A 15,637-nucleotide genomic window follows, 5' to 3' on the forward strand; every position below is an offset into this window, starting at 1 on the left:
AAAGTTAAAACTTATGTCATACTTTTATCAGCCAATAGCGATAAGCATTTTATCTGATTCTATTTAAAGCCGATTAATAAATCGGCTTCTTGTACAATTTGATTTTTGATGATTGGGTAAATTAACGTCATAAAAATGGTCTATAGTCATTTTGTTGCAATCAATATGCAATTTTATCTTATCACATTGAACACACTCAAAGAGATAACCAGTCAGTGAGCCATCTTTGGATAATGACGTTCTTACTCCTCAATAAGACGAATTGTTTCCTGCAATTTTTTCAATTCAGCAGTACTTAGAAAATAATTAATAGAATTTTTAATATAATCAGCTATTTGTTTATATGTTTGTAAATTATCGGATATAGGATAACAGTCAATATAATGACTAAATGACACGATATCATCAATATCGGCAAACTGTTGCTTGGTAAGTTTATTCAAATATTGTTTTAAATTTTTAGTTTGACAGTTTACCGGAGAGGCTTGTAACCAAAACTGATTGTCATGAAACTGATAAGTTAAATCAATAGCTTTTTTATATTGATAGATATCGTCTTTTACCTCCGCTACATAGCCGAGTTCATAAACAGCGTCTAGTTTAATATGAAATAGCTGATCTTTAATCGTGGATGAAAAGTAAAATATGTGATCTTCATGTCCAGTTTTTCCCGCTACCATTAATTCATCTAGATATTTTCCATTTTTGTCAAAAGCATTAATTAATTTGATATCTTCGTTGAAACCTTCGCCTATACCATCAAAAGTAAAATCATAGAGTATGAATTTGATATCACCCATTTCAAAGCGGCCAATAGCTTTTAGATTTTTTAGCGTAAAATAGTTGTCGGTTTCAAAAATAGGCTTATCATAATAGCTATAATCATCATCATCGAAATGGAAAAATTTGCTATCAACATATATTCCAGTGACGGTATTATAGCTATCAATAGGCATGGATAAAACAGGTAAACTTTGATAGAAGTCATCGAAGGAATCAAAATGCTTTCTATGATTATATGAGTTATCATTGGCAAACACTACATGAGTGTTAAACAGAGTAAAAAATATCGCTAAACATAAAGTAGAAACTATTTTTTTCATTTTCCTATAAAATCCTTTTTTATTACTAAATATTTACAATTTTTGCAGTCAGTATATTTCATGAAATAAGTTTTTCTTTCTGCAATGTTACATCTTCATAACTATTTAATTATGTAGATAAATTATGGCATTAGTTTTGACCAAAAATCCAGATTTATCTGATTGTTGAGATTAAAGCATTTAGTAATGGGATAATTATTGGAAATTATAGAAATAATGGAAAGTGGTGTTGTGATAGCAGCAATTTCGCCAATGAATTTAAGAAAGGTATCAGGTTTCGTTTAATAGAATAGTTAAATTAAACTGACTAGATTGTATTTTATTTGCCATTATATCGTTAAAACTAAACGATATAATGGCATTTCTAGATTAAGCTTATTTTATCTATTTTGCCAAAAACTATTTTTTATCTGGCAATGCATAAGCAATAACATAATCGCCACGCACAGGAGATTGTCTTGCGCCACTAGCTGAAATCACAATATATTGTTTACCTGTTTTTGGTGAGATATATGTTATTGGAGTACCTTGACTACCCACCGGTAATCTTGCTTTCCAAACTTCTTCACCGGTAACGGAATCAAAGGCTCTTAGGTAAAAATCTTGCGTAGCAGCAAAGAATAATAAACCGGATTTAGTCGCCATTGGTCCACCAATGGTCGGCATACCGATTGGAGCAGGTAAATGCATAGGTATACCTAAAATACCCGTATCCATAACAGTGCCTAAAGGTTTTTGCCAAACCACTTGACGTGATTTAAGATCAATAGCTGTCATTGTACCATACGGTGGTTTTTGGCATGGAACGCCAAGAGGTGAGGTAAATCTTAAACGCATTGCACCAAATGGTGTTCCTTTTTGTGGAACAATACCCATCTCAATCCCGCTTGAATTTTTCGGAATTTGATCTTGAGGAATCATCCAATTTTTCAAGCCAATACGCATATCATTAACAAACATTAAATTGTTTTGAGGATCAACTGCCACGCTACCCCAGTTCATACCACCCAACGATCCTGGATATTGTAACGTTTTAGTCATACCCGGCGGAGTGAACAGACCATGATATTCAGAACCAACAAAGTCAATACGACAAAGAAGCTGATCATATGGTGTTGCTCCCCACATATCGAACTCAGTTAAGGTTTCATTACCAATTGAAGGCATCCCCACTGAAAATGGTTGAGTCGGAGAATAATATTCACCCGGAACATTACCTTGCGGAACTGGTTTTTCTTGGACTTCTGCAACAGGTTTACCCGTTACGCGATCAAGCATAAAAATTTGACCTGATTTTGTGGTTTGCACAATGACTTTTGTCACGCCACCATTTTCATTTGGAATATCATAAAGTAATGGTTGGGAAGGTAAATCATAATCCCATAAATCATGATGAGCCGTTCTAAATGTCCAACGAATTTGTCCTGTTTTACGTTCTAAAGCCACAATAGACGAATTAAAATCATCATCATAATGAGTTCGACCACCACCAAAAAAGTCTGGGGTTGCATTACCGGTTGGAGCATAAACAAGATCGAGCTCTGGATCGTAAGCCGTTGTTGCCCAAACGTTAACGGTACCGCGAGTATAGGTTTCATTTGCAGGTGGTACATCGGTAATATTTGGATTACCCGGATCCCACGCCCAAACCAAATTACCGGTATGAACATCAAAAGCTCGAACTACCCCGCCAGGTTCATTGATTGAAAAGTTATCGGCAACCCGTCCACCAACAACAATAACATCTTTGGCTACTAACGGTGCAGCAGTCGGTTCATAATAGCCAGGCGGAATATCACCCATATTTTTCTTAAGATCCACAACGCCTTTATCACCAAAATCTTCACATAATTTACCGGTATTGGCATCGATTGCCATTAAACGGGCATCAATAGTGTTCATAATGATTCTAGCTGAACAAGTCGCATTACTATTGCTAACATTATCTAAACTATCTTCATAATAAGCTAAGCCTCGACAACGCTCCCAGTTTGGAGTTGATGCTTTAGGATCATAGCGCCATTTTTGTTGACCTGAATCTGCATCTAAAGCAATCACAATATTTGTTGGGGTGCAGAGATAAACATTTTGGCCAATTTGTAATGGCGTATTTTGATCTTCCGGACCTGAACCGCTGTTATAAGGCACATAACCGGTACGATAAGTCCATGCGACTTGAAGATCTTTTACATTCTCTTTGTTAATTTGATCCGCTCCGGAAAAACGCGTCCCTTTAGTGGTATTCGCATATTGTCTCCAATCAAGCAGATTGTCTGTAGGTTTCAATTGATTGTTGGCTAAAGGTACTGCATTTTTAATCACATTATGTTCCTGGAACATAAATCCGAGCGAAACACAAAGCGCAACAAAAATAAAAATACCGACAGCATACCCACCTTTGCCAGCTTTATTATCGCCTGTTTCATGTTTCTTTAATGTTGGATAAGCAAATGCAATAAGCATTGCAAAACCACCAAATACCATTAAACGAGAAAATAACGGCCAGAACTGCAAACCAACTTCATATAATGCCCAAACAATTGTTAAGGCATAAGCTAAAGCATAAAGCCATGCACCTTTAGTGTTTTGCTTAAATAAAAGAAATGAGGAAACGATTTGCACCAACCCCATTAATAAAAAATACCAACTACCACCAACGGCAACAAGTCGCACACCGTTAATGGTCAAAAACAGCCCGCTGATTAATAAAATTGTGGCAACAAGCCATAAATAAAATTTTTTAGCACCATTTATCTTTATCATGAATAATCCTTATACTTAATATTAATCTTACTATTGATTAAATTTCTCAGTTAATTTGACGATGTTTAATGAGTAATGGTAGAAAACGACGGGGGTAAAAGATGAACTCCTTAATTATTTATCATCATCCATCAACAAGGCAAAAACTTGTCTGATAAATATGCAATTAATATGCTCTCAATCATTGAGAAAAACAATAGGGGCATGAAAAATTTTTTTGACTTTTTTGCGATTAAAATTCACGTATTTTAATATCCCAAAATAATAAATTTTATGGTTAAAAATCAAATTATTAGCATAAAGTTAACGCATACTTTTATCATATAAAGCATATTAGTCTGATTGAATGTTTCGCCAGTTTAAACAAACTGAAAGGATTTCTTGATTTTTTTATAACTCAAAAAAGTTGAGGAGCAGGTTTTTTAGGTTATAAATTCTACTTTAAAAAGTTATTAAATGATCAAAACGACGATTTTAAACACTAAAATAAAATTTTTCAGGATCAACATACCAAATTTTAAAGATTTGTAATTGCAATATATTTAATTAAAACAGTAATTAACCAATTAATAGTCAGATCCTTTTTAGATCATATTTACGAAAGCTAACGTAATTGAGTGAAAAAAGTGTTGCATCGTGTTTTTCCAATCACTATACTTTTTACACGGTTTTAGTTAAGAAACTAAAATTTAATGTAAAAGTATAAAATTTCAAATAAATCATAAAATTACTTGACAGGATTGTCGCAAATGTTTTATAATTTCCAACAGGCAACAGGCAACAGGCAACATGGCTAACCTCTAATTTAAATTCGTCTAAGTTCAGCTTCCAACGTTCATTTTACACCGAGATTTATTTTTCCACGCAATTATGTGGAATTCTGCGAATTATCGCGCGATCCGCTTTTCGATCCTCTTATTCTTTTAAATTATCTTGGTGGATTCTTTTGGGTTCGGTTATTTTACATCCTTTTTCTAGCTTCGCATTAACTTCACAGACTACAAAAAATCCGATTCAAGGTAGCGCACCTTATTTAACCTTTGATGGTGGTCGTACTCGTGTGGTTGATACTGATGCTTTGCTTGGGATTACGTTATCTAATGGTGTTAAATACACGCCTTCAACTAATACTTCTTTTACAACGCCAATCGTATTGCCTGTTGCGGGTCAAAGTTTTGCTGATATTGGTATGTTGGTTCCTACTTATACTAATTCAGTCGCTTTAAGTTCGCTTATCGGTCCACCTTATAATTATTGGGGAGATGATGATGGCGATACTGACGTTACAGCTAATGGTAGTTTAAGTTTATCTATCGTTGATAAATATAATCAACCCGTCACGCGTCATGCTGTTCCAGATATTTGCAAGGCGCCTTATCAGGTTAAATTAGCTAGCACTGACGGCACATTAAGTACTCGTTATGGCGTTCCAAGTAGTCGTATTTTCAGCGCAAGTAATGTTACTTATTATATCAATCCACAAGCAGGGGCTGTGGTTTGTTTTGCTAGGCCTAACTTAAGATATTTAATTATTGAGAATGAATATCATTATTTTAATCACGTATCTGGTCCTGCTTCTATTTGGAACCCTGCTAAGGGCTTTTTACTTCAATCAATTACGCCGTCATCTTATGGTTTAAATTTTCCGACTACTGGCGCTAACAATTTGTATTTTGACTTAGACATTGCTGGTAGTAATCAGGCTTTATCTTGGGCTCCTGTCTCGCATGATGGCATCACTGCTACTATGACTAGTTCTACAGCGACAGGCGTACGCGTCACTTTAACTGGGCCGGTTTTAACTAAATTCGGACGGAATTCTAGCAATTTTGCTGTTGAGATTCCTGCAATTAAGCCGCCTACTTTGCCACAAACATTCGAGTTAGTCGGTCGCGATAACAGTGGTAAAGCTGCCATTAAATATGGTTTTGTATTAAAGCAGTGGTTTTATCCTTCTAACCAAGCTTATACTTATGATAAAGCATCATCTATCTGTAGTGATCAACGTTTACGTTTAGCTACGGTTAAAGATTTAACTAATGCTTCTTGTAATGGGATAAATTCTCGTAGTGAATGTAAAGGTGCCGTCGGCGCAATACCTTCATCACCTAATAATTACTTTCAGCGTATAATTGGTGCAGGATTGTTTAGTGAGTGGGGCTCAACGCACTCATATAATAACATCGGTTTTTTTGACCTCAGTTACTACTGGACTAGTGATGGAATAATGCCTCCTTTAAAAGGCCGTAAATCATCAATAACTCCTACTCAGAACCGTAAATTTGCCGTTAGTCCGAGAAATGGTTCGATAACACGTTTTTCCATTAAGAGTTCTAGTCCCATGCTCTGTGTCTCGCCTTAGCCTTTTTAATTTCTTGAAAGAGGGAATAGGGGAAGGAACTATAGCGTTAAAAAGTGTAGTTTAGTCATATGGTTAATGATGAAATGCGATTTTGTAGAGATGCTTGAACTACCTGATATGAGGATTAATTTCTTGACGTATTAAAGAAAAAAGTTGAGGAGCGGGGTTTTTGGGGCATTGATATGACTAAAATTAATCCAATCTTTTTATCAATAATAAAATAGCATGGTTAATAATTAGTTAATCGTTAATCTATAATGTGTTGAGACAAAATTCGCCCCTGATTGGGGGCGGTTGAATTATTTACCGGTTAAGAATAGTTTAAGTGAAGGATTTTCTGTTTCGTTATGGAATCCGTAATCCAATTCAGTTAAATGTTTTGTAAAGGTGCTATGGCTGGCGTTGTCTATTTCAAAGGCGGCTAGCACGCGACCATAATCGGTGCCGTGGCTACGGTAATGGAACATTGAGATATTCCAATTGGTACCCAAGGTTTGTAGGAATTTGAGTAGTGCGCCTTGTGATTCAGGGAATTCAAAGCTGTAGACTTGTTCATTAATCGGTTGGCACGGTTTGCCTCCAATCATGTAACGGACATGCAGTTTTGCCATTTCGTCATCGGTTAGATCAACAACTTGATAACCGGCTGCGGTCAGTTCTTGCATGATTTCGTCTTTTTCGTTGCTTTTGGCAATTTTAACCCCAACAAACACGCAAGCTGATTTGTCGTCATGATAGCGGTAGTTGAATTCGGTCACAGCACGACCACCGAGCAGTTGACAGAATTTGAGGAAGCTGCCTTTTTGTTCTGGAATCGTGACCGCTAACAGGACTTCGCGTTTTTCGCCTAGCTCGCAACGTTCTGATACATAGCGTAGGTTGTGGAAGTTTAAGTTAGCGCCGGATAGAATATGGGCTAAGTTTTCGCCACAGATGTTGTTTTGTTCAACATATTTTTTCATTCCCGCTAACGCCACCGCGCCAGACGGTTCGGCAATAGCGCGCACATCGTCAAATAGATCTTTAACGGCAGCACAAATTTCATCACTATCGACAGTAATTATGTCGTCGATATATTGCTGGCAAAGTCTAAATGTTTCGTCACCAATGCGTTTTACCGCGACGCCTTCAGCAAATAAGCCCACTCGATCAAGGTCAACGGGATGACCGGCAATGAGTGCTGCTTTTAGGCAGGCATCATCTTCAGGTTCAACCGCAATGACTTTAATTGATGGCATGATTTGTTTGATCAATACGGCAATACCGGCTGCAAGCCCTCCACCCCCAACGGGGACAAAGATGCGGTCAAGTTTGGCATTTTGTTGCAGTAGTTCCATGGCGATACTGCCTTGCCCTGCTATGACAAGGGGATGGTCGAAAGGGGGAATAAATATACGGTTTTGTTCTTTGGCTAATTCCATTGCTTTGGCTTTGGCTTCATCAAAGTTGGCTCCATAAAGTAGTACTTCTCCACCAAATCCTTTTACCGCTTCGACTTTAATATCTGCTGTGGTTAATGGCATGACAATGAGGGAATTGATGCCTAATTTTGTGGCTGAAAATGCGACACCTTGCGCATGATTGCCGGCTGATGCAGCAATCACGCCACATTTACGTTCTTCCGGTGTTAGGCTGGCAATCATGGCTTGCGCGCCCCGTATTTTGAAGCTGTGAACGAGTTGGCGATCTTCTCGCTTAACAAACACTTGGTTTTTTAGGCGAGAGGAGATTTTTTCCATATACTCTAGTGGTGTCACTTGAGCGACATCGTATACCGCACTACATAGCGTGGCTTTTAGATAATCAGCGCCGGTTAGTTTGTTATTATTCACGTTAACCACCTAGTTTACTTTTATCACGTACCGCACCTTTGTCAGCACTGGTTGCTAAGCTTGCATAAGCTTTTAGTGCGTATGAGACATAACGGTTACGGTTATGAGGTGTAAAGGCTTTATCACCGCGAGTGAGTTCAGCTACGCGACGACGTTCTAATTCATCTTCAGGTACGAGGATGTTTAATTTTCGATTTGGGATGTCGATATCAACAATATCCCCATCTCGAACTAAACCAATCACGCCACCGTTGGCAGCTTCTGGCGATATGTGACCAATGGATAACCCTGATGAACCACCAGAGAATCGACCATCGGTAATTAATGCACAAGCTTTGCCAAGACCCATTGATTTTAGGTAGCTGGTTGGGTAGAGCATCTCTTGCATCCCTGGTCCACCTTTTGGCCCTTCATAGATGATGACGACTACATCACCTTCAACGACTCGACCACCTAAGATTGCATCAACCGCATCTTCTTGGCTTTCATAGACTTTGGCTGGTCCACGGAAGACTAAGTTTTCAGCTGCAACACTTGCCGTTTTTACAATTGCGCCATCTATGGCGACGTTACCGTATAGGGTTGCTAGTCCGCCATCTTGGCTGTAGGCATGTGCTTTGTCGCGGATACAGCCGTTTTGGCGATCGTCATCAAGCGAATCCCAGTAACAATCTTGTGAGAAAGCTTTGGTGGTGCGAATACCAGCCGGACCACTGCGATACATTTTTTTTACTTCTTCGTCAGTGGTTTGGGTGATGTCGTATTTTGCAAACGTTTCTTGTAAGCTTAGACCAAGCACGTTGTGGACATTGCGGTTAAGTAATCCGGCTTTGTCTAACTCTGATAATATTGAGACAACCCCACCCGCGCGGTGTACATCTTCCATATGATAAATGGCGGTACTTGGCGCTACTTTACATAGGTGAGGGACTTTGCGAGATAGTCGGTCAATGTCTGACATGGTGAAGTCGATTTCACCTTCTTGTGCAGTGGCAAGTAAGTGCAATACGGTATTGGTTGAACCACCCATAGCAATATCGAGCGACATGGCATTTTCGTAGGCCGCTTTGGTGGCTATTGATCGCGGTAAGTACGAATCATCATCCTGTTCGTAATAACGTTTGGTGATTTCAACAATGCGTTTAGCGGCATTTAAGAAGAGTTTTTCACGTTGTTTGTGTGTCGCAACCAGTGAACCATTACCCGGTAATGATAAACCTAATGCTTCAGTTAAGCAGTTCATTGAGTTAGCAGTAAACATACCTGAGCATGATCCGCAAGTTGGGCAAGCCGACTGTTCAATTGCTTCACTATCGGCATCGCTAACATTTGGATTGGCACTTTGGATCATGGCATCAACTAGGTCGAGTTTGATGATTTTATCTGATAGTTTGGTTTTTCCCGCTTCCATTGGTCCGCCTGAAACAAAAACGGTTGGAATGTTTAAGCGCAGTGAAGCCATTAACATGCCGGGGGTGATTTTGTCACAGTTTGATATGCAGATCATGGCATCAGCACAATGGGCGTTAACCATGTATTCTACTGAATCGGCAATTAGTTCTCGTGAGGGTAGTGAGTAAAGCATACCGCCATGCCCCATGGCGATACCGTCATCGACAGCAATGGTGTTAAATTCTTTGGCAATGCCACCACATGCTTCAATTTCTTTTGCTACCAGTTGACCAATATCTTTTAAGTGAACATGGCCCGGTACAAATTGTGTGAATGAGTTAACCACTGCGATAATGGGTTTACCAAAGTCTTCATTTTTTACGCCTGTTGCACGCCATAAAGCGCGGGCGCCCGCCATGTTGCGACCTTCAATCGAGGTTGCTGAACGATATCTAGGCATTTGTTGCTCCCAATTTTTTTAATGCAAGCGACCGATTTCTTTCGGTACGTATTTGTGTTTTCAATCTATTTTAAATCGTTAAATAATGATGACATCGCGGTTTTTACAGCGGTGTACTGAGTTTATTTAATTGGATCTAACCAACCGTATTTGTCTTCAGTTTTGCCATTAAATAATCCGAAGAATGTTTGTTGGATTTTCTTGGTGATTGGGCCACAACGACCAATACCAACTTGGATTCGGTCAACACTACGCACTGGTGTGATTTCGGCAGCGGTACCAGTCATAAATACTTCATCAGCTAGATAGAGTGATTCACGTGATAGAGTTTGTTCACGTACTTCAATGCCTAGATCATGTGCAAGCTTGATGATTGCATCACGGGTAATGCCTGGTAGTGCTGATGATGATAGTAATGGGGTAAATAATATGCCATCTTTGACGATAAATAAGTTTTCGCCAGAACCTTCAGAAAGCTGACCGTTTACGTCTAATGCGATGCCTTCTTGGAAGCCATTAGCTCGCGCTTCTGATCCGATAAGAAGTGATGATAAGTAGTTACCACCCGCTTTAGCTGCTGCTGGGATAGTGTTTGGTGCAAAACGGTTCCATGATGATACCATTGCGTCAATACCTTGTTCTAACGCATCTTCACCAAGGTAGGCTCCCCATGGGAATGCTGCAATCATAACATCAGTTTTGTAGCCAGCAGGCGGAATAACGCCCATACCAACATCACCAATAAAGACTAATGGGCGAATGTAGGCACTTTTTAGGTTATTTTTTTTGATGACTTGGCGAGTGGCTTCCATGATCTCTTCAAGAGAATAAGGGACAGGAAAACGATAAATTTTGGCTGAGTTTAGTAAGCGTTGTGCGTGTTCTTTATGGCGAAAAATTGCTGGACCGTTGTGAGTTTCATAACAACGAACACCTTCAAATACTGAAGTTCCATAGTGTAGGGCGTGTGACATTACGTGTATTTTTGCATCAGCCCATGGAACCATTTCGCCATTTAGCCAAATATAATCAGATTTTGCTGTAGTACCCATTTTTTGTTTTCCTCTTAAATTTACTTTTATTAAGCATGTATTTTGCTTTTATTAATTTGTGCATTATACATAACTTTGTTTAACTGCTATAGTTTATTAATTTAATTTGTCTTTTTTACAAAAGAATCTATTTGTTCTTTACTACGCTACCGTTATCACATCCTCCAATTTGGTAATTTGGTTTTGCAGTGACGATAGCGTTCGTTCGGTTGTTAATGTCAGTGTCAAGGTGAATAATTGATTGTCAATTGATTGCATTTGCATCTGTTCGATATGGCCTCCACGGTGGCGAACAACGCGTAATATGCGTTCAAGTGAACCCAATTTATCATTGGCAGTTATGGTAAATTGATGTGTCGCTTTTTGATTCATCACTTACTCCTTGTTACTTTTATCTAACATGTTTTCGTTTGCCGCGCCCGGTGGTACCAGTGGCCATACGTTTTCTAGCTCATCGATACATACGTGCAGTAGATAAGCACCTTTCGAATTGAATAGGTTATCGAGTGCGCCTTCGATTTCCGATTTTTTGCTGATGGTTTGCCCTGGTATATCAAAGGCTTTGGCTAGCATTAAAAAGTCGGGGTTATCTGATAAGTTGGTTTCGCTATATCTTTCATTAAAAAATAGCTCTTGCCATTGCCTTACCATGCCTAGGCGTTGGTTATCAATAAGAACGATTTTGACGGGTAATTTTTTGCGTTTGATCGTTGTTAATTCTTGTACATTCATCATGAATGAGCCGTCACCCGATACGCAAATTACCATGTCGTTTGGTCTAGACATTTGTGCGCCAACTGCCGCTGGTAATCCAAAGCCCATAGTGCCAAGCCCACTTGAGGTAATAAAGTTTTGTGGGTGGGTAAAGGACATGTGTTGCGCTGTCCACATTTGGTGCTGACCTACGTCGGTGGTGATGACGGTGTTAGCTGGTTTGCGCTCAGAAATGCGTTTGAGCAGTGCTGGCGCATAAATGGCGTCACCCGGATGATCATAACGTGTTGGATGCTGGGCTTTCAGTTGTTTTATTTTGTTATGCCAGTCATCAATTGAGACCGTTTGGTTAAGCATCGGTAATACGTGTTTAATATCACCTTGTAAACCTAAATGGGTTTGGCGTAGTTTGTTGATTTCGGACTGATCAATATCGACATGGATCACTTTTGCATGTTTAGCAAATTCGTTAAGTTTGCCAGTAACGCGGTCGTCAAATCTAACGCCTAAAGCGATCAGTAAGTCACACTCTTGTACAGCTAAGTTAGCCGCTTTGGCGCCGTGCATCCCGATAAGCCCTAAGTAATAAGGATTGTTAAGGTCAGCAACGCCAAGTCCTTTTAAAGTCGATACGCTTGGGATTTGGGTTAGCGTCATAAATTCGCGTAGTTCATTGATAGCACCAGAAAGCCCAACACCGCCACCAATATAGAGCATCGGTTTTTTGGCTTGGCAGATCATTTGTTTGGCTTGTTTTATCTCGTCAGGTGAGATTGGGTAGAGTTGAGCATTATCAGAAGGCGTTTTTATGGATGTTGGCGTTAAATAGGTTTGGTAATCATGGTCGGCAAGCTGGATATCTTTCGGGATGTCAATTAATATTGGTCCCGGCCTGCCCGAATTGGCTAAGTTGAAGGCCTCTTGTAAGGTATTTGGCAACTGGGTGGCATCATCTATTAAATAACTATGTTTGGTGCACGCTAAAGATAATCCTAAAACGTCAACTTCTTGGAAGGCATCAGTGCCTATAAGTGTCGTTGGAACTTGGCCGGTTAGTGCGATAATTGGTACAGAATCAATTAATGCATCCGCAAGGCCGGTAATTATATTGGTTGCACCGGGGCCTGATGTGGCAATGCAAACGCCAATTTTGCCGGTGGCACGGGCATAACCAATGGCTGCCATGGCTGCGCCTTGTTCGTGACGGCAAAGTACGTGTTCAATTCCACCATCATAAAGCGCATCGTATAGAGGCATAATTTGACCACCAGGATATCCAAAAACGGTAGTAATGCCTTTTTCTTTTAAGGTTTTTACAATCCACTGTGTTCCTAACATTCATTCCTCACTTTTTGCTTAGCCATTTGTTCAAAAAAAAACCCCCGCTTTTTTGTGGCGGGGGTTTTGAAATATGATGACCATATATTTAACTCAAAAGACGCCCCCGCGTTGGAATAATGACCACGCTAATGTTAATGAGGACGACGACGATGAGTGAAAAGTTCATTTGTAATTATTTCGTTAATTTTTTAAAAATATTTATCCAAAATACTCGTTTTAAAAAAAAGTGCAACAATTTTTTTGTTGTTTTTTTTAAAAGCATCATCAATTCATTTATATGTTCGTTAAAAAAAGTTGAGGAGCGGGGTTTTTGATGATTTAAATAGGATTGTTTTGGCTTTTTAATGAAGGTTGGTGTATAACTATTCTTCATCTTCCCTAAATTGCTTTGAGCATTTTTTAACTCTTTATTCATAATTACTATTTATTACGTTATGTGAGATATCATTATGAAAATATTTAAATTTCTAGCGTTTTTTGTAGTGAGTTTTTTGCTGTTAAGTTGTGATAATGCTAAAAAAAATACCCCAGTTGAAAATGATTCCCTTGCAGCAATACAAAATTCGATGATTGAGCCTATGAAAAAAGCCTTACCCATTGAGGTTGATGAGTTAACGACTTTGGTTGGCGTTGAGAAGGATAAGGATCGTAATATCATCAATTATCAATATGATGTTAAAAATACGCCAGAGCATACGATGTTGTTACCCAGTACGCTCGATACGATTCGCCAAGCACTTTTTACTGCTTATTGTGAAAATACGGAGGATATGCAACAATTGAAAACGGCGTTCCCGGATGGGGCATACTATCATTATTTTATTGATAATAAAGAGATTGTTGTGGTTGAATTAACGCCAGCCGATTGTCAGACAAAAGGTAATCGGCAATAGCTTCTATTGGTTATGGATGAGTGGATGAATGATAAAAATTATTTTTTTATTGCTGCAATTAAGTTTTGAGTATTCACAGTATAGCAATGATGGGATTGATAAGCTTGTGGACACTATTGGTACTGAAAAAAAACAGAGATTAATACAACTCATCGATGAATATCCTGATAAAAAGGACCTAGATTTCGATAATAAGACTGATGAGTCCGATTATTATAGAGAGGCAGCCATCAGCGTAGTAAAAAAAATCTTACCCATCACTTTAGATGAATACACAACTTTATCCGATGTTAACGCTGAAGGTAATGTTATCGTTTATCAATATGAAATTAATGGGATCACTCCAGACGAATTTCTTTTACCCGATAATAGGGAATTGGTTAAAAAGGCAATTGTTGAAACTTATTGTTCCGATTCACCTCAAATACGTAAAATGAAGAAATATTTTAATGAGGGGGCTAAATATACGTATTACATTGATGGTAAAAGGATTCTTATTGTGGATGTTACGACTGATTGTTCTTTCAAAAAATAGCTATCATTAATTCTGCATTGCTAGCTTAATGTATATTTATTTGTTACACTGTGTTTGGTGTTTAATTTTTCACCCATAATGGTTTTAGCATTTGTTGTTTTTGTCCTCGCTAAACCATCCAAGTAAGTTATTTTTCTCGTTATCAATGATTTTTGTTTTTCACAGTATAATTAATTGAATTAATTAAGTATTTTAAAGATATAAAATATACTCGACAATAGGATTTTGTGATTATTAATTGATTCTATTATGTTAAATTTGAATTTAAATGCATGTTTAACTTAGGAGAATATTATATGAGTAAGCATAATCCAAAATATTTTCATGATAAATTTCCTAAACAAAAACAAAATCCTCCTGGTTTGCAATATGAGATGAAACCAGTTCCTGATTGTGGTGAGGAAAGTTATCAAGGTCATCAACGTTTAGAAGGTCTAAAAATGTTGGTGACCGGTGGTGATTCAGGTATTGGCCGCGCAGCAGCTATTGCGTATGCAAGAGAAGGTGCTGATGTTGCAATTAATTATTTACCAGCAGAACAAAAAGATGCCGAAGATGTGGCTAAAATCATTGAGTCTGCGGGTCGAAAGGCTGTGCTTATCCCTGGTGATTTAAGCGATGAGTCATTTTGTAAAAAATTAGTTGAAGAAGCGCATAAAAAATTAGGTGGACTTGATAATTTAACCTTGGTAGCTGGTAAGCAAACTGCGGTAGAAGATATTATGCATTTGTCTACTGAGCAAATCAAAAAAACGTTTGAAATTAATGTGTTTTCACTATTTTGGGTAACTAAAGCGGCATTAGGTTATTTAAAATCTGGCTCGACGATTATTACCACTTCTTCTGTGCAAGCTTATCAACCAAGTGGCAATTTGTTGGATTATGCTTCAACCAAGACAGCGATTATTGCATTTACTCGTGGCTTATCTGCTCAATTAGGTAGTAAAGGTATTCGAGTAAATAGTGTGGCGCCAGGTCCGGTTTGGACGCCATTACAAATTTGTGGTGGTCAGCCAAGCGAGGCGATTCCTGAATTTGGTAAACAGACTCCATTACAACGTGCAGGACAACCTGTTGAGCTTGCGGGTGTTTATGTGCATTTGGCATCGGAAGAGTCAAGCTATACCACTGGTGAAGTTTATGGTGTTACTGGCGGTATGCATATCAATTAATTTGAGGTAAACATGATT

General features: G+C 38.5%; 11 protein-coding genes and 1 pseudogene. 4 read left to right on the forward strand and 8 right to left on the reverse strand.

The window, feature by feature from the left end; all coding sequences use genetic code 11:
• Positions 1 to 63: 63 nt before the first annotated feature.
• From GYM76_RS11065 to GYM76_RS02555, 3 genes and pseudogenes are all read right to left on the reverse strand, one after another.
• Positions 64 to 231: pseudogene (locus GYM76_RS11065) on the reverse strand (hypothetical protein); the annotation flags it as partial.
• 11 nt (positions 232 to 242) lie between these two features.
• Entirely contained in the window at positions 243 to 1,103 is an 861-nt protein-coding gene (locus tag GYM76_RS02550; RefSeq protein WP_220225777.1) for a hypothetical protein, read from the reverse strand.
• Positions 1,104 to 1,502: 399 nt separating this feature from the next.
• Positions 1,503 to 3,866 carry a membrane-bound PQQ-dependent dehydrogenase, glucose/quinate/shikimate family gene (locus GYM76_RS02555; protein WP_065563390.1) on the reverse strand — a complete coding sequence of 788 codons (2,364 nt, stop codon included), beginning with the start codon at positions 3,864 to 3,866 and terminating at the stop codon, positions 1,503 to 1,505.
• A gap of 946 nt (positions 3,867 to 4,812) precedes the next feature.
• Here GYM76_RS02555 and GYM76_RS02560 point away from each other — a divergent pair.
• A complete protein-coding gene (locus tag GYM76_RS02560; RefSeq protein WP_220225778.1) occupies positions 4,813 to 6,228 on the forward strand; it encodes a hypothetical protein in 1,416 nt (471 codons plus the stop codon).
• 299 nt (positions 6,229 to 6,527) lie between these two features.
• On the opposite strand, the gene ilvA is transcribed toward GYM76_RS02560, so the two are convergent.
• The 5 genes from ilvA to ilvG all read right to left on the reverse strand — a co-directional run bounded on the left by ilvA (position 6,528) and on the right by ilvG (position 13,016).
• The gene (ilvA, locus tag GYM76_RS02565) at positions 6,528 to 8,060 is read right to left on the reverse strand and encodes a threonine ammonia-lyase, biosynthetic (RefSeq protein ID WP_255561373.1); all 1,533 of its coding nucleotides are present in this window, start codon (positions 8,058 to 8,060) and stop codon (positions 6,528 to 6,530) included.
• A 1-nt stretch (position 8,061) separates the two neighbouring features.
• A complete protein-coding gene (ilvD, locus tag GYM76_RS02570) occupies positions 8,062 to 9,912 on the reverse strand; it encodes a dihydroxy-acid dehydratase (RefSeq protein WP_220225780.1) in 1,851 nt (616 codons plus the stop codon).
• 122 nt (positions 9,913 to 10,034) lie between these two features.
• Positions 10,035 to 10,964: a branched-chain amino acid transaminase gene (locus GYM76_RS02575; RefSeq protein ID WP_065733775.1), complete on the reverse strand. Its 930-nt coding sequence runs from the start codon at positions 10,962 to 10,964 to the stop codon at positions 10,035 to 10,037.
• A 141-nt stretch (positions 10,965 to 11,105) separates the two neighbouring features.
• Positions 11,106 to 11,336 carry an acetolactate synthase 2 small subunit gene (ilvM, locus tag GYM76_RS02580; RefSeq protein ID WP_065563395.1) on the reverse strand — a complete coding sequence of 77 codons (231 nt, stop codon included), beginning with the start codon at positions 11,334 to 11,336 and terminating at the stop codon, positions 11,106 to 11,108.
• A gap of 3 nt (positions 11,337 to 11,339) precedes the next feature.
• Positions 11,340 to 13,016, reverse strand: a complete 1,677-nt coding sequence (ilvG, locus tag GYM76_RS02585) for an acetolactate synthase 2 catalytic subunit (protein WP_220225781.1) — start codon at positions 13,014 to 13,016, stop codon at positions 11,340 to 11,342.
• A 452-nt stretch (positions 13,017 to 13,468) separates the two neighbouring features.
• Here ilvG and GYM76_RS02590 point away from each other — a divergent pair, with 452 nt between their 5' ends.
• The 3 genes from GYM76_RS02590 to GYM76_RS02600 all read left to right on the forward strand — a co-directional run bounded on the left by GYM76_RS02590 (position 13,469) and on the right by GYM76_RS02600 (position 15,619).
• Complete coding sequence (locus tag GYM76_RS02590) at positions 13,469 to 13,912, forward strand: hypothetical protein (protein ID WP_220225782.1); 444 nt, start codon at positions 13,469 to 13,471, stop codon at positions 13,910 to 13,912.
• Between the two features lie 28 nt (positions 13,913 to 13,940).
• Positions 13,941 to 14,447: a hypothetical protein gene (locus GYM76_RS02595; RefSeq protein WP_220225783.1), complete on the forward strand. Its 507-nt coding sequence runs from the start codon at positions 13,941 to 13,943 to the stop codon at positions 14,445 to 14,447.
• Positions 14,448 to 14,743: 296 nt separating this feature from the next.
• Positions 14,744 to 15,619: an SDR family oxidoreductase gene (locus GYM76_RS02600; protein WP_220225784.1), complete on the forward strand. Its 876-nt coding sequence runs from the start codon at positions 14,744 to 14,746 to the stop codon at positions 15,617 to 15,619.
• The last annotated feature ends 18 nt before the right edge of the window (positions 15,620 to 15,637 follow it).

The organism is Gilliamella sp. ESL0443 (assembly GCF_019469165.1).
GTDB classification, from domain to species: domain Bacteria; phylum Pseudomonadota; class Gammaproteobacteria; order Enterobacterales; family Orbaceae; genus Gilliamella; species Gilliamella apicola_E.

Bases quoted from the DNA above. Each gene is read 5' to 3' on its own strand.
- GYM76_RS02550 (WP_220225777.1), bottom strand. From the start codon at position 1,103: ATGAAAAAAATAGTTTCTACTTTATGTTTAGCGATATTTTTTACTCTG.
- GYM76_RS02555 (WP_065563390.1), bottom strand. From the start codon at position 3,866: ATGATAAAGATAAATGGTGCTAAAAAATTTTATTTATGGCTTGTTGCC.
- ilvD (WP_220225780.1), bottom strand. From the start codon at position 9,912: ATGCCTAGATATCGTTCAGCAACCTCGATTGAAGGTCGCAACATGGCG.
- GYM76_RS02575 (WP_065733775.1), bottom strand. From the start codon at position 10,964: ATGGGTACTACAGCAAAATCTGATTATATTTGGCTAAATGGCGAAATG.
- ilvM (WP_065563395.1), bottom strand. From the start codon at position 11,336: ATGAATCAAAAAGCGACACATCAATTTACCATAACTGCCAATGATAAA.
- ilvG (WP_220225781.1), bottom strand. From the start codon at position 13,016: ATGTTAGGAACACAGTGGATTGTAAAAACCTTAAAAGAAAAAGGCATT.
- GYM76_RS02590 (WP_220225782.1), top strand. From the start codon at position 13,469: ATGAAAATATTTAAATTTCTAGCGTTTTTTGTAGTGAGTTTTTTGCTG.
- GYM76_RS02595 (WP_220225783.1), top strand. From the start codon at position 13,941: ATGATAAAAATTATTTTTTTATTGCTGCAATTAAGTTTTGAGTATTCA.
- GYM76_RS02600 (WP_220225784.1), top strand. From the start codon at position 14,744: ATGAGTAAGCATAATCCAAAATATTTTCATGATAAATTTCCTAAACAA.